The organism is Exiguobacterium sp. s83 (genome assembly GCF_018617095.1).
Taxonomy (GTDB): Bacteria; Bacillota; Bacilli; order Exiguobacteriales; family Exiguobacteriaceae; genus Exiguobacterium; species Exiguobacterium profundum.
On the sequence record NZ_JACSJP010000003.1, the window covers coordinates 34,851 to 47,596 of the forward strand.

Here is a 12,746-nt window from a genome sequence, read left to right on the forward strand (position 1 = left end):
CAGTTCTGGAAAAGTTACGCTTCATTTCAAAAAATCATGGAGCGGTGACTTCGATGGTGCGTGCGATGTTCAAGTTCGAATCCGTCGGGATGACCTCGATTGTCACCAGTTGGCCGCTCTGTAACCCTTGTACGCTATTGACGATGCCGGTGACTTCGGTTTGATCATTGATTAAGATGACACGCAATGTGACTTCTTTAGAGGATTCGGTAGATTCAATCAATATTTGGGGGATATCGATTCGTTCAATCTGTCCTTCGACCATATTGTCATTCCACGTGCTCATCCAATAAACGGCGACTAAAAAAAGACCGAGAAAGATTAAGGCAAAGGTTAATCGTGAACGCATGCACACCTCACTCCTTTGTTGTCCCGTTTCGCATCTTGTCTAATTTACCTTTACCCGGAAATTCTCTCTTTACTTGAAAAAATAGTAGGAATCACAAGAAAAATGGGGAATAGAAAGGAAAACGAAAAGGTGAGGTGTGGGCATGTGGATGATGATTAGTGCGCTAGGATTGGTTGCTTGTGTATGGATCGGGTTCGGTTGGTTCACCATTGGTAATGCAAAGCGACGGGTATGGGGAGGTCTTTTTTCACTCAGTATGACTTGCCTGTTCGCACCGCTCTTCCTCGTGAAACTGGGAGAACAGTATGGATTTGTGGGGATTCAAGTAGGGTTGACCGCTTTATTTGGTGTACTCGCAGGTGCATTTTTCTTTGTGGCACTCGGATGGACAGGACGCCCGGCGAAAGTTCGAAAAGTGAGAACGTTATCGGAAGACCCTGATTTATTTTGAAGCATGACTTACCACTCCTACGGTATAATGCGGTCATAATGATGTTACGAGGGAGTGGGGATCATAATTAAACCGCCAAAGTTGCAAGTGGGGGATACGATAGGGATCATTACGCCTTCTTTTCCGGCACCTGTTCAGTTTGAGGGGCGTTACCAACGTGGGGTTGAACAGCTCAAGCGGATGGGATTCAAGGTGAAAGAGGGCACGTGTACATATAAAACAGAAGGATATCGGTCCTCGTCCATTCGGGATCGTGCTGACGAATTGAACGCATTTTTACATGATCCTGAAGTGAAAGCGATCATCAGTACAATTGGTGGAACAAATTCGAACTCGGTGTTACCATATATCGATTATGAACAACTCCGACGTCATCCTAAAATCATCATGGGATATAGTGATGTCACGGCAATCTTGATGGCCTGTTATGCCAAAACGGACGTCGTCACATTTTACGGTCCGGCAATCGTCCCCTCATTCGGTGAATACGGAGGGATGTTCGAGACGGGGGAGCAATATGTCAAAGACATCCTCTGTTTAGAACGAACGGCTCCGTTTCAGTTACATATCCCTGATGAATGGACGGAAGAGATGCTCGATTGGTCGACGCAACAACGTATCAAGACGTTCCAACCGAATGAAGGATGGATTTCTCTGAAGGATGGAAAGGCAAAAGGAACGTTGATTGGCGGGAATCTGAACACGATGTCTGGGTTCTTCAAGTCGGATTATTATCCCGATTTGAAAGGTGCGATTCTATTCCTAGAAGACTCGTTTAAGACGATGGCTGAAGAAGAACGTTCGCTTAGTATGCTGAAGCTGGCGGGTGTGTTTGATGAGATTTCGGGTCTGATTATCGGGAAGCATGAGCATTTTCAAGATCAATCAGCTCCCTTCTCATTCAACGACTTGTTGCTTGAAATCATCGGAGAAAAAGATTTTCCGATTTTGACGAATGTCGATATCGGTCACACGTTTCCATCACACGTTTTCCCGATTGGCATTCAAGTTGAGTTAGATACGACGAATGGGATTATCCGATTTTTAGAAGATGGGGTGTCGGAATGAAGGAGCACCTCACTATTTTTGACGAGAATTACCGGAAAATAGGGGAGAAGGAGCGAAATCAAGTTCATCTTGACGGGGATTGGCATGAGACGTTCCACTGCTGGTTCTGGAAAGAAGACCTCATTTATCTTCAGCGAAGAAGCATGGAGAAACAGGATTTCCCCGGGAAATATGATATTACGGCAGCGGGACACCTCGCAACAGATGAGACATTAGCGAATGGCGTTCGTGAAATTGAAGAAGAGCTCGGACTGTCATTGACGTTCGAACAGCTCACCTTTATGGGAATCTTTGAAGACGTGATTGAACTGGACGAGTTTCTTGATCGCGAGTTTGCACATACGTACGGCTACGTCTATCAAGATGAAACACTTCGGTTTGACGACCAGGAAGTGATGGATGTCGTAGCTGTTCAAAGAAATGAACTGATGTCGATCACAGCAGGACGCATGTGCACGATTGAGGGACGCTCACTGATGACGAATCATCTTGTTCAAATCACGCAAGCCGATTTAGTTCCGCATCGTCTGACTTACTGGCAAAACATATTTGAGAGTTTGACACGAATGGATGCTTTAAATCGTTAAGGAAAGAATACGCTGTTCGCCGATCGGTCCACCGATTCGACGTCCAGTATCGCTCCACCCAACGTTCGTATAAAGGGAGAAAGCGGCTTCGTTTTTCAGATTGACCGACAGGACGATTTCACGAATATGAGGGAAATGTTGCTTTACGAACTGCGGAAGTGCTTGGAGTGCCGCTTTAGCGTAGCCTTTCCCTTGGTCCTCATAGTTAATAGCAAAGGCGGAGAAGAGCAAAGCATTCGACTCGGTCGTATAGGAAATGACGCGTTCGTTGTCATGGAGTAAGAACATCCCGACTGGTTTCGATGCGACGATGACAATCGGATGAACGCCATCAGGTAATGGATCATCCATGTCTTTGGGCAGGGTCGTATACTTTTCTTGGTCCGTCGGTAGTGCGAACGTATCGAGAATCGATTGATGCGTCCTATTTCGATATTCGAGCGTGATTTTCATAAGAAGTCTCCTTCGAGCATTATTGATTTTTATTCAGAAAAGGGGAATTATATGTCGACACAGTTTACATACCGTCAAAATCCACCAATACAAGATTTATACCGTGCGTTTATGAGCGGTTTTTCTGATTATATTATTCCGTTTCAATTTGATGAGCAGACTTTCGAAGATGTTTTTCTTGTTCGTGATCAAAATCAGCCGTCCCGTTCCATTGTAGCCTATGATGGTGAAGAACCTGTCGGTGTCGTGTTAACCGGGATTGCACATCTTGATTCAGGATGGCAGACACGTTGTGGTGGGCTTGCTGTCGCCCCACATGTCCGAAAAGCAGGAGTCGCGACCGAATTGATGAAACGATTTGAAGAGGCGGCAGTAGGCACTCGTTTACTCGAAGTCATTCAAGGCAATGATGCGGCAGTGTCTCTCTATGAACGACTAGGTTACGAAACGACTCGAGAAATTCTCTACTTCCAAGCGGTGTCATTAGAAACGAACGCAGACATGACGTATGAACCGATTCAAACGTTATTTGATGAGTTGTATCCGGCGGCGAGTCACGTTCCGATTTGGCAACGCGATGTGCGCGTGACCCAACAAGCTGCTGAGTTAGTGAAAGTCGTAGAAGGGAATCGAATAGGATTTTTGTTATACCGCGATCACGTCTTGCTCGATGTTTTTGGACAAGCAGAAGAAGCGGAATGGCTATTGCGGGCGGCCGCGAGCCGATCGCCACTTCATGTCACGTTGACATCAGACCGTCCTGAATGGGTCGAAGCGGCACGACGATTGGGATTTGTCCAAGACGAGATTGCCCAATTTGAAATGGTGAAGGACGCTTGATGAAGCGGTTGTTGGTCATCTGTATCATTGCGCTGATTAGTGGAAATACCGCGACCCTGATTGCGCTGACAACAAATCTTTCACCCGACCTGTCGCGAGGTATACTAGTAGTTAGTGTGAGTGTAACACTCCTTTCCATCGGTGGTATCGTCTGGGTGGGATACTATACAAAAAAACGCTAGTGAAATCCTTGTGAAGTGACACTTGAAAATATCACATCATGCTGTCATGTATGACATGAAAATGAAAAACTTCATATATTGAATTTTTTAACCCCCAGTGGTATATTCGCACATGTAGCTTTTTTGAAGCTCATGAATGTATTAATTTGGAGGGTTTATTATATATATGTGGAAACAACTCATCATGACAGCGGGTGTTGGTGTTCTCTTATTCCAAGGACAAATCGCATCTGCCGACAACATGTCCCCGCAAGACCTCGTTCAAACGGAAAAGTCATTGCAACAAACGGAGCAGCAGGTTAAAGATACGAAACAATCCATTCACGCCATTCAAACGAAGTTGAAGCAAGTCGACCATAAGGCGGAGGCATTGCGAGATAAAATTGAAGGAACTTCTAAAGAATTAGAAGAAGTGGAGGAGTCACTCATTCCTGCAGAACAGTCGCTCTTCGCAAAAGTCGTTTCTTCGGTGTTGCCGAGTGCGAAAGCGGAAGCCGCTGAAGCGGAAGAAGCACATCAAGAGCTTGTTGAAAAGAAAAACCAAGCAAATGAAGCATTGGAGCAACTGAAAGAAGAACAAGAGCAAATTGAAGCGACACGTCAAGACGTGAAAGCGTCATATGACGAAAAGTCGAAACAATATAAGAAACAAACGAATCAGTTGAGTGATTTAAAGAAACGGTATGAAGCGATGGCACCCGATCGGTTTTTAATGCCGGCGGAAGGTCGCCTCTCTCAAGGGTTCGGTTCGGCGAGTGGACAGTTCGGATACACATTCCATAATGGTCTCGATATTGCTGCCAAAACAGGTACACCTGTATACGCCGCGGAAGCTGGAAAAGTGACAAAAGTCAGCTCCAGTGGACCTTATGGAAACCACATACAAATCGAACACAACGTAGACGGTCAAAAATGGACGACCGTGTATGCACACTTGCACAAAGTGGATGTCAAGACAGGTCAGTCAGTACGCCAAGGCGAACCGATCGGTCAAATCGGAAACACGGGCAACTCGTCAGGTCCGCACTTACACTTTGAGATTTATAAAGGGGACTACAATTTCTCGGCTAGTTCAGCTGGGAATGCCGTCGACCCGATGAAACTGGCGGAGCGCCTCGGTGGTGCTTCTCCGGTAAAAGCCACGTTTTAAGCAGACAGATGCCCTGAGCCTCTCGAATGAGGTCAGGGCATCTTTTACTGTTCGCGCGTCGGATCGTGGTTGCCTTCGCTGTCGGCAATCGTATCTGAGCTTCCGTAGTCTTCTACTTGGGAGAAGGCGTCCGTTTTTTGACCAGGTTGATCCGTTCCGTCTAACTCTTTGCGTCGAGCTGTCTCATTAGGGTTCAACACGTCTTCTTCAACCGGTCGATCGACTTCATGCGCGTGTTCTTCCTCTTCTTGTGCCCGGGCGTGTTCGATGCAAAGGGTGGCTTCTGGAATGACTTCCAGACGGTCTAGTTCAATGTCTTTCCCACACACTTCACATTGTCCATATGTCCCATTCTGAATGGCTAATAGCGCCTTATCGACGTCACTCAAGAACTCTTCATCGAGCTCATTAAGGGCTTGGTCTCGCTCTCGTAAAAAGAGCTCTTCGCCCGAGTCGGCAGGGTGGTTGTCGTAATGAGAGAGCTCTCCTTCATCATATGTCTCTTCCCGATTATCCATGTATCCTTCGGTTTTTGCTTTTTCTTTCAATAATCGTTTTTTAAACGTTTCGATTTGTTCTTCAGTCAACATATCCATTCACTCTCCAGTTCTCAAGTCATTAATATAAGGTTTCCCATTTTATTTGTGTACAAACCATTTGAAGTGGAATCCCTCATGTCGAGCGATGTTTAGAAAGGGTATGATGAGAATAAAGAGTTCTTTTAAAAAAGGAGGAACGAATCATGAGAAAAGTCGAAGTAGTGAAATACAATCCAGAATGGAATCAAAAGTTTGAAGAAGAGGCTGGTAAATTGAGTCGGTTATTCGAAGAGGAGCTTGTCGCGATCCATCATATTGGAAGTACATCGGTCGAAGGATTGGCTGCAAAACCAATCATCGACATGATGCCGGTCGTACGGGACATCGAACGAGTCGATGACTACACGGAGCGGATGGAGGCACTCGGGTACCGTGGACTTGGTGAATATGGGATTCCGAAGCGTCGCTATTTCCGTAAAGGAGAAGAAGAACGGACGGTTCACGTGCATGTGTTTGAAGAAGGGAATCCGGATGTCATAAGACACCTTGCCTTCCGGGATTACTTGCGAGCTTATCCTGACGTTCGCGATGCGTATGGTGAGCTGAAGCTTCAACTTGCGGCACAGCACCCAGAAGACATGGAAGGATACATTCAAGGAAAGCATGACTGGGTCATCGAGACGGAACGGTTGGCGACGAAGTGGTATAAAGAAAATCAAGACGTGTGAAACCTTTTTATGGAAATGGTCGTATAATACATCAAACCTTGAAGGGGGAGATGTCGTGTGAAACGATTTCTCGGGAAATGTGTGGAATATGCTTTGGCCGCACTTGTTTTCGTCGGTCTGTTCTTTGTCCTCCGCGCGATTGCCGGAGACTCGGACAAAGGGTACATGTTGACATTGCTCGGTACATTTTTTCTCGTCTTACCTAGTTCGCTCTTGATTGGTTACTTTTTGGCCCGTCCGCTTCAACGTCGCCTAAATGGGAAAGGAACGGAGGCTTCGAGTGAGCATACGTTGCGCGGAACTGAAAAACCGCACGGTGTAAACGAAGATCGAAACCATTCAAACTATACCTGATGATGGAGATCACATTTATCCCTACGATTGATGCCCGTCTCATCGCACGGTTGAATCGTTCCATCCATGAGCATCACGTCCATATGAATCCGACCTTTTTTGCGGAGTATGAGGAAGAGAAGATGTACGAAGCCTTTTCGACACTGATTGGAAGACCCGGCCATCACTATATGGTGATGCAGCTTGAAGCAACTCCAATCGGTTACATATGGTTCGAAGAGAAAGTGGGTGAGGCGAACGCGTTTCGTCAAGCTGTTCGCGTGGTGTATGTTCATCACATCAGTATCGACCCCATGTATCAACGGAACGGTTACGGTCGACGTGTGATGGAATGGATGGAGCAATGGGCGCTTGACCACCAATTCAGATCGATTGAACTAGATTACTGGATGAGTAATACGGATGCCGCCTCGTTTTATGGCGAAATCGGGTTCACCCCAAAACGTCAGATTGTTATGAAAAAATTGGAGGAATAACATGATGGAATTACTCACAATTGGATTAGGAATTCTCGGAGTTCTGTCGTTAGGTTGGTTCTTTTATAGTTACTGGCTCGGATATAAGGGTGGCAATATCGTCATGACCCTCGATGAGCACTATACAAAACTAGAAGAGTACGTACCTGCTATCTTGTCGAAACTATACGAAGATGGAAAGAGCGCTCACTACCTTGGCGACCGCAAGTTTGAAGTGGAGGGCAAGCGTTACGTTCTCGTCGAACGGACTGTCCCGATCGGTCATGTTCCAACACAACAGACGGTCCTACAACCAGATCGATCATAATCAGAAAAGGGAGCTCTCTAGTCGAGAGGCTCCCTTTGTTTATTTGACGGCTGGGGGCCCGAACCCGCCGCTATGATAATCGCGGAAAGCTTGGCGGATTTCTTCTTCCGTGTTCATCACGAATGGACCATGCGCAATATAGTCTTCGCGAATCGGTTTTCCGGAATAGATGAGCACCCGTGTACGCGTCGTGGCCTTCAGTTGAAGTGTGCTCATCGCTTCAGATGTTTCATCGAACGTCAGTGTCGCCACATCAGTTTTACTGAGCGGGATTTTGGAAGACCCAACTTCAATTGAACCAGCGAGTACGTACAAAAAGCTGTTATGATTCGCAGGCAAGATGTGTTCGTATTCGCCACCTTCTTTCAGCGTTATTTCTGTCATCGTGATGGGGACGAGACTTTCCATCGGCCCTTTTACACCCGCGATTTCGCCGGAATAGACACGAAGCTGCCCGCCGTCGAAAGGAACGAGGGGTGCGTCCTCGACGTATACGTTCTGATAGGAAGTGGTTGTTGTTTTTAATGACTTCGGCAAATTCAACCAGAGCTGCAGCGTATGGATCAAATCATCGTCGACCGCTTCTTCGGCGTGTCTAGCGGCCCATCCGGCGTTCATATACTGAACATCACCGGCGTCCAAAATCGAATGTCCCCCATGATTATCAATATGTTCTAGACGACCATCGATGACATACGTGATTGTTTGAAACCCACGATGGGGATGGTCCGAAAACGTCCCACGCTTGAACCAGTCTTCTGCCATCAAAATAAATGGATCGAACTCCTCTTTTTGTTCTGGAGGTAACACCCAGCCCTGTTGCACATGGGGATACCCGTTTTGTCGATAGGAGACGCGCCAATGATGGTTCACGTCACGTATAAATGGATTTGTCACAAAGATTCACTCCTTTCTCTTCCTATCTTCCCAAAAAATATGTCTCATCGTACTATATTTGCTTCATGAATATGCAAAAAGACAGACGCATTCGCATCTGTCAGATTAAGTGTTTTGTTCAAACAGGTTATACCACTTGATGGCATCCTCACGTAGTAGCTTAAAATGGGCGCCTGTCTCTGAATTGGTCACGTACACATCTGCACCATCATAGCTAACATCAAACGTTTGGGCGCATATCCCTTGAAATAGGGTCACATAAGGTGTGGAAGCGGTCTTGCCTGCATAGGCGGTCGCGTTAGCTCGTTTGATGGCGCCAAAAATAAATTCCATTTCATCTTGACCGACATGTTGTAGGAAGGAGGCATCTTTTGATTCCGTTCCAAGGAGTGCCAAGTCATGAAAAATGACATGACGTTGACTACTTAATTTGTCGTGAATTTGTTCACTCAATTCTTTTCCATACAACAACTTGGGTTCATGATACGTCAAGGAGACGTTCTGACGATGGGCCGTTCCGTTTTTCATGAACGTAAAACTGTAGAGTGGATACTCGTGACCCGGTACAAGAACCGAAGGGAGTTGCGGAGCTGTTTTGGCTCCGAACATTTGTGAAATATGCGCTTCTTTCGGTCGCAATACTTCTTGATAGTCATTTTGATCTCGGCTCGTATAAATCGCGTATTGTAACACCTCATCAGACTTTTCTGTCCCGAGCCCGAGTGACAAATAGGGATGCCTTGTTGATTCGACAGGAATGACGAGGCGGTCTTTGGCTTCGGACGATGTAAAGGTCAGTTCAAATTCACCACTGAAAGGCATCGTGATATGGAAAAGTGTATGCTCGATCCCTTTTCTTTCTGGATAGGGCTCATTACCTATCGGCTTTTTCATCTCTTGTGCGAAATGCTCATATTCATGGGGCTCAGCAAATCGGAATTTCGGAACATCCGGATAAGGTTCAGCCGTATATTGAACATCGTTTAAACTTTCAGGAAGCGTGTTAATTTCGGTGGCATATGTGACGGAATCGAGTTGACATTGGACATATGATTTATCTTCGACAGTGAAAAAAGTTGCGGTTGGAAAAGAAGATTCGGTGGCGGCATTAGTCAACGGTTGGTTCAATGTGACCGTCCCGAGCCAATGTCTTTCACCACTTGGAATTCTTTGAATCGCGTTGTCAGGCTGACATAACTCGATAATCGCTGCACGATCCGATTCGGGCATTTCAATTTGTTGTCCGTTTGGTAACAGGGCACGTCCTTGATAATATTCAGGAGCGGGTTGGAGTCGGAGTGCGCGTTCTTCCTCGCATCCGAATAAGAAAAACAGGATGACGAGGGTACTGAAAATCAGGTACTTTTTCACATCGGTACTCTCCTTCGATGAATCACTTTCACCATTCTAGCACCAATTTTTTGTGACTTTAGTCTTAGGAAAATTAATTTGTTATTTCGAAAAAAAATCAAAAAAACCGTCCAACTTGAACTGGACGGGGTATAAAACCATTTATGACTTATTTTTACTTTTTAACTTTTTTTGTATGTCGATTTTTGACGAAAAAACGTTGATATTACGAGACATTGAAAAAAGCCGATTATTCTTCTAAATTATCACTTTATAATTCACTGGGATTTATTTGATGAAGTTTCCTTCAATCAACATCTCGACCGCGTGCCGCCTTCAAAATTTCGAACCATTCTTCACGAGTGAGGTCGATTTGAAGGGCGTCGACTCCTGTCTGAACGCGCTCGATTTTTCCGGATCCGATAATCGGCATAATGTTCGCAGGGTGTTTGACGAGCCATGCATACACAATCGAATCAATTCCGCTTGCATTGTGACGTGCACGAATTTCCTCGAGTTTTTCACGAAGGGGTGCATACTGTTCATCTTTGAAGAGTTGACCACCGGCTAGTGGACTCCAAGCCATAAGTGGCATTCGTTTTTCGTGACACAAATCGACCGATCCATCCTCAAAATGTTTCAATTGCATCGGAGAGAGTTCGAGTTGATTCGTCACAAGTTGGAATGGAAGGCGAGATTGAAGCAAGTTCTGTGTAGCCGGAACATGGTTAGATACACCGAATTCACGTACTTTACCACTATCGCGCAAGGTGATGAAGGCTTCGGCAACTTCATCCGGATTCATCAGCGGATCTGGACGGTGGATGAGTAATGTATCAATGTGGTCAATGGCCAACTCTTTTAACGAACGCTCTGCTTGCGCGATGATATGCTCTTTTGTCGTATCGTAATAATTGAGTGTTTGACCTGGGTTGAATGACCCCGTCAATTTAATTCCTGTCTTTGTGACGATCTCCATTTGATCTCGGAGTTCAGGCTTTAACTTTAAGGCTTCTCCAAATAAACCTTCACATGTGTAACCGCCATAAATGTCTGCATGGTCGAATGTCGTGATGCCAAGTTCGAGACATTGTTCGATAAACGTGAGGCGTTCCTGTGGGGTCATGTCCCAATCAGCGAGACGCCACATTCCATGGACGATGCGTGAGAATGATAATTCTTCTGTCAAAGCGATGCGTTGCATAGTAACTCCTCCTTGGTTGTCAGTCGCTCTTCATTATACGTCTTACGAGAAAAGACGTCACTTGTCACCTACTCGAGCAGTTTTGGCGTCAAATGAGCTTGTATGCGCTATGATGAGAGAGAAGAGAAATAGGAAAGAGGCGTGACAGATGAGTGACTATGAACAATATGCGGACGTCACCTTCGAGCGGGTGGGTGACTCGTTTCAGGTAGCCGCGATGCACCCAGATCTTCGATTACATGGAATTGGACGAAGTGCGGCCGTGTTTCGTTTAAAGGAGAAGAATCGTGTCATTAAAGTGTTCTTTCCAGGCTATGAACAAATCGCAACCGAAGAAGCAGCAATCTATAAAAAACTAAAGGGACTCCCTTACTTTCCGAAGTGCTATGAGTCCGGTGCGTCATATATCGTTATGGATTACATCGAAGGAAAGACGCTATTTGAGTGTCTGACGGAAGGCGTCTGGATTGACCCTTCTTACATCGAGGTAGTGGATGAAGCGCTTCGACAAGCACGGTTATTAGGACTAACGCCATCGGATGTTCACTTGCGTAATATCATTTTGACACCGAACGGGCAGATTTTCTTGATTGATTTGGCACGTTTCAGACAAGGGCAACAAATCGATCATCAGTGGGAAGACTTGAAGCGGATGTATCGATTGTATCGCTATCGTTTCATGCCGAAACAATATGATGAGTCACTGCTGAATCGAATCGCTTACTTGTATCGTAAGTTCGTGAACGACCCGGATTCTTGAACCGGGTCGTTTTTCTTTCGCTTATTAGGGAACAGGAGTAATGTGTCTAAAGTTGAGGAAGCGAAAGGGGAATGATGTATGGCTCACCGGATCTATGCGAACGAACTTGAAATGCTCCACGAATGTGTAGAAACGTGCAACTACTGCCTGGAATCTTGTTTAGAAGAAAAAGATGTTCAGATGATGGTCGATTGTATCCGACTCGACCGCGAATGTGCCGCTGCCTGTGCGTTTCTTGCCGAGGCGATGACGCGTGACTCGGCATTCGTTCCTGAACTCGCGCGAGCGTGTGCGGTCATCTGTAAAGCATGCGCACAGGAGTGCGGGAAACATAAGCACGCACATTGCCAAGAATGCGCAAGAGTTTGTACTGAATGCGCCTCGATGTGTGACCGCTTAGCCGCATGATTTGAGTGACCGGTTGATGGGACCGGTCACTTTTTTCGTGTCTTTTGAAGAGGGGATTCGTATAATGAAAAAAACGAAAAGGTGGTATGGGGATGATTCGCAATTGTCGACGAGATGATCTTCAAATGATTTTACATATTTACAATGATGCGATTGTAAACAGTACGGCCGTCTATCACTATCAACCGGTGACACTCGAGAATCGAGTGGCATGGTATGAGGAGAAGAAAGAACAAGATTGTCCAATCATCGTATGGGTCGAGGATGACGTCGTCATGGGGTTTGCGACGTTCGGGCCATTCCGTCCGTGGCCAGCGTACCATTATACGGTCGAGCATTCAGTCTACGTGCATCCCGGTTACCGCGGGAAAGGCATTGGCAACAAACTGTTAAAAGAAATCATCCGTATCGCCGAAGTGAGAGGAATGAAAACGGTGATTGGTGGAATTGACGCATCGAACGTGACGAGTATCCGTGCGCATGAAAAAGTTGGATTCGTTCATTCCGGTACGATTCGAAATGCCGGATATAAATTCGGCAAATGGCTCGATTTATCGTTTTATCAACTTGATTTAGACGGTCCTCCATCGCCTACCGAAGGGTGAACGGTCTAGAAAGACTGAGCCACCATACGACATACTGG

18 protein-coding genes are annotated in these 12,746 nt (G+C 45.9%); 12 read left to right on the plus strand and 6 right to left on the minus strand.

Annotated elements, in window-relative coordinates:
* Positions 1–34 precede the first annotated feature (34 nt).
* Positions 35–349 (minus strand): hypothetical protein, encoded by a 315-nt coding sequence (locus tag KNO73_RS11280; protein ID WP_078147833.1) that lies wholly within the window; start codon positions 347–349, stop codon positions 35–37.
* A gap of 142 nt (positions 350–491) precedes the next feature.
* On the opposite strand from KNO73_RS11280, the gene KNO73_RS11285 reads away from it, so the two are divergent.
* From KNO73_RS11285 to KNO73_RS11295, 3 genes are read left to right on the plus strand one after another with little or no spacing between them, the layout of a single operon-like run.
* Complete coding sequence (locus KNO73_RS11285) at positions 492–800, plus strand: hypothetical protein (RefSeq protein ID WP_214872919.1); 309 nt, start codon at positions 492–494, stop codon at positions 798–800.
* Positions 801–854: 54 nt separating this feature from the next.
* Positions 855–1,868 (plus strand): S66 family peptidase, encoded by a 1,014-nt coding sequence (locus KNO73_RS11290; RefSeq protein ID WP_240499864.1) that lies wholly within the window; start codon positions 855–857, stop codon positions 1,866–1,868.
* Positions 1,865–2,455, plus strand: coding sequence for an NUDIX hydrolase (locus tag KNO73_RS11295; RefSeq protein ID WP_214758011.1), 591 nt, complete (start codon positions 1,865–1,867; stop codon positions 2,453–2,455). The genes KNO73_RS11290 and KNO73_RS11295 overlap by 4 nt, the downstream gene beginning before the upstream one ends.
* Here the strand turns inward: KNO73_RS11295 and KNO73_RS11300 are convergent.
* A complete protein-coding gene (locus KNO73_RS11300) occupies positions 2,444–2,908 on the minus strand; it encodes a GNAT family N-acetyltransferase (protein WP_214758013.1) in 465 nt (154 codons plus the stop codon). The two genes, KNO73_RS11295 and KNO73_RS11300, sit on opposite strands and share 12 nt — an antisense overlap.
* A gap of 51 nt (positions 2,909–2,959) precedes the next feature.
* Between KNO73_RS11300 and KNO73_RS11305 the strand changes: the two genes are divergently transcribed.
* Both KNO73_RS11305 and KNO73_RS11310 read left to right on the plus strand, forming a co-directional pair.
* Positions 2,960–3,748, plus strand: coding sequence for a GNAT family N-acetyltransferase (locus KNO73_RS11305; RefSeq protein WP_214758015.1), 789 nt, complete (start codon positions 2,960–2,962; stop codon positions 3,746–3,748).
* Between the two features lie 348 nt (positions 3,749–4,096).
* Positions 4,097–5,080, plus strand: coding sequence for a M23 family metallopeptidase (locus KNO73_RS11310; protein ID WP_078147828.1), 984 nt, complete (start codon positions 4,097–4,099; stop codon positions 5,078–5,080).
* Between the two features lie 44 nt (positions 5,081–5,124).
* Here the strand turns inward: KNO73_RS11310 and KNO73_RS11315 are convergent, their stop codons facing one another.
* Positions 5,125–5,676: a TraR/DksA C4-type zinc finger protein gene (locus KNO73_RS11315; RefSeq protein WP_251024977.1), complete on the minus strand. Its 552-nt coding sequence runs from the start codon at positions 5,674–5,676 to the stop codon at positions 5,125–5,127.
* Between the two features lie 146 nt (positions 5,677–5,822).
* On the opposite strand from KNO73_RS11315, the gene KNO73_RS11320 reads away from it, so the two are divergent.
* Genes KNO73_RS11320 through KNO73_RS11335 form a run of 4 tightly spaced genes read left to right on the plus strand, consistent with a single transcriptional unit; the run spans position 5,823 to position 7,484 of the window.
* The gene (locus tag KNO73_RS11320) at positions 5,823–6,347 is read left to right on the plus strand and encodes a GrpB family protein (RefSeq protein ID WP_214685232.1); all 525 of its coding nucleotides are present in this window, start codon (positions 5,823–5,825) and stop codon (positions 6,345–6,347) included.
* A gap of 57 nt (positions 6,348–6,404) precedes the next feature.
* On the plus strand, positions 6,405–6,701 hold the full coding sequence (locus KNO73_RS11325; RefSeq protein ID WP_078147826.1) for a hypothetical protein: 297 nt from the start codon (positions 6,405–6,407) through the stop codon (positions 6,699–6,701).
* A 2-nt stretch (positions 6,702–6,703) separates the two neighbouring features.
* Positions 6,704–7,177, plus strand: a complete 474-nt coding sequence (locus tag KNO73_RS11330) for a GNAT family N-acetyltransferase (RefSeq protein WP_168169880.1) — start codon at positions 6,704–6,706, stop codon at positions 7,175–7,177.
* A 4-nt stretch (positions 7,178–7,181) separates the two neighbouring features.
* Positions 7,182–7,484 (plus strand): hypothetical protein, encoded by a 303-nt coding sequence (locus KNO73_RS11335; RefSeq protein ID WP_012727591.1) that lies wholly within the window; start codon positions 7,182–7,184, stop codon positions 7,482–7,484.
* A gap of 39 nt (positions 7,485–7,523) precedes the next feature.
* On the opposite strand, the gene KNO73_RS11340 is transcribed toward KNO73_RS11335, so the two are convergent.
* From KNO73_RS11340 to KNO73_RS11350, 3 genes are all read right to left on the minus strand, one after another.
* Entirely contained in the window at positions 7,524–8,381 is an 858-nt protein-coding gene (locus KNO73_RS11340; RefSeq protein ID WP_078147824.1) for a pirin family protein, read from the minus strand.
* Positions 8,382–8,486: 105 nt separating this feature from the next.
* Positions 8,487–9,752 carry a hypothetical protein gene (locus KNO73_RS11345; protein ID WP_078147823.1) on the minus strand — a complete coding sequence of 422 codons (1,266 nt, stop codon included), beginning with the start codon at positions 9,750–9,752 and terminating at the stop codon, positions 8,487–8,489.
* 286 nt (positions 9,753–10,038) lie between these two features.
* Positions 10,039–10,935 carry an aldo/keto reductase gene (locus KNO73_RS11350; RefSeq protein ID WP_078147822.1) on the minus strand — a complete coding sequence of 299 codons (897 nt, stop codon included), beginning with the start codon at positions 10,933–10,935 and terminating at the stop codon, positions 10,039–10,041.
* Positions 10,936–11,083: 148 nt separating this feature from the next.
* Here KNO73_RS11350 and KNO73_RS11355 point away from each other — a divergent pair, with 148 nt between their 5' ends.
* The 3 genes from KNO73_RS11355 to KNO73_RS11365 all read left to right on the plus strand — a co-directional run bounded on the left by KNO73_RS11355 (position 11,084) and on the right by KNO73_RS11365 (position 12,708).
* A complete protein-coding gene (locus tag KNO73_RS11355) occupies positions 11,084–11,695 on the plus strand; it encodes a protein kinase family protein (protein WP_214685236.1) in 612 nt (203 codons plus the stop codon).
* A gap of 78 nt (positions 11,696–11,773) precedes the next feature.
* Complete coding sequence (locus KNO73_RS11360) at positions 11,774–12,103, plus strand: four-helix bundle copper-binding protein (protein ID WP_012727586.1); 330 nt, start codon at positions 11,774–11,776, stop codon at positions 12,101–12,103.
* 92 nt (positions 12,104–12,195) lie between these two features.
* Positions 12,196–12,708: a GNAT family N-acetyltransferase gene (locus KNO73_RS11365; protein WP_215112496.1), complete on the plus strand. Its 513-nt coding sequence runs from the start codon at positions 12,196–12,198 to the stop codon at positions 12,706–12,708.
* Positions 12,709–12,746: the final 38 nt, after the last annotated feature.

Excerpts from the sequence above, each read along its gene's own strand:
- KNO73_RS11280 (WP_078147833.1), bottom strand. The coding sequence starts at position 349 with ATGCGTTCACGATTAACCTTTGCCTTAATCTTTCTCGGTCTTTTTTTA.
- KNO73_RS11300 (WP_214758013.1), bottom strand. The coding sequence starts at position 2,908 with ATGAAAATCACGCTCGAATATCGAAATAGGACGCATCAATCGATTCTC.
- KNO73_RS11295 (WP_214758011.1), top strand. The coding sequence starts at position 1,865 with ATGAAGGAGCACCTCACTATTTTTGACGAGAATTACCGGAAAATAGGG.
- KNO73_RS11360 (WP_012727586.1), top strand. The coding sequence starts at position 11,774 with ATGGCTCACCGGATCTATGCGAACGAACTTGAAATGCTCCACGAATGT.
- KNO73_RS11320 (WP_214685232.1), top strand. The coding sequence starts at position 5,823 with ATGAGAAAAGTCGAAGTAGTGAAATACAATCCAGAATGGAATCAAAAG.
- KNO73_RS11285 (WP_214872919.1), top strand. The coding sequence starts at position 492 with ATGTGGATGATGATTAGTGCGCTAGGATTGGTTGCTTGTGTATGGATC.
- KNO73_RS11315 (WP_251024977.1), bottom strand. The coding sequence starts at position 5,676 with ATGGATATGTTGACTGAAGAACAAATCGAAACGTTTAAAAAACGATTA.
- KNO73_RS11365 (WP_215112496.1), top strand. The coding sequence starts at position 12,196 with ATGATTCGCAATTGTCGACGAGATGATCTTCAAATGATTTTACATATT.
- KNO73_RS11335 (WP_012727591.1), top strand. The coding sequence starts at position 7,182 with ATGGAATTACTCACAATTGGATTAGGAATTCTCGGAGTTCTGTCGTTA.
- KNO73_RS11310 (WP_078147828.1), top strand. The coding sequence starts at position 4,097 with ATGTGGAAACAACTCATCATGACAGCGGGTGTTGGTGTTCTCTTATTC.
- KNO73_RS11305 (WP_214758015.1), top strand. The coding sequence starts at position 2,960 with ATGTCGACACAGTTTACATACCGTCAAAATCCACCAATACAAGATTTA.
- KNO73_RS11355 (WP_214685236.1), top strand. The coding sequence starts at position 11,084 with ATGAGTGACTATGAACAATATGCGGACGTCACCTTCGAGCGGGTGGGT.
- KNO73_RS11330 (WP_168169880.1), top strand. The coding sequence starts at position 6,704 with ATGGAGATCACATTTATCCCTACGATTGATGCCCGTCTCATCGCACGG.
- KNO73_RS11350 (WP_078147822.1), bottom strand. The coding sequence starts at position 10,935 with ATGCAACGCATCGCTTTGACAGAAGAATTATCATTCTCACGCATCGTC.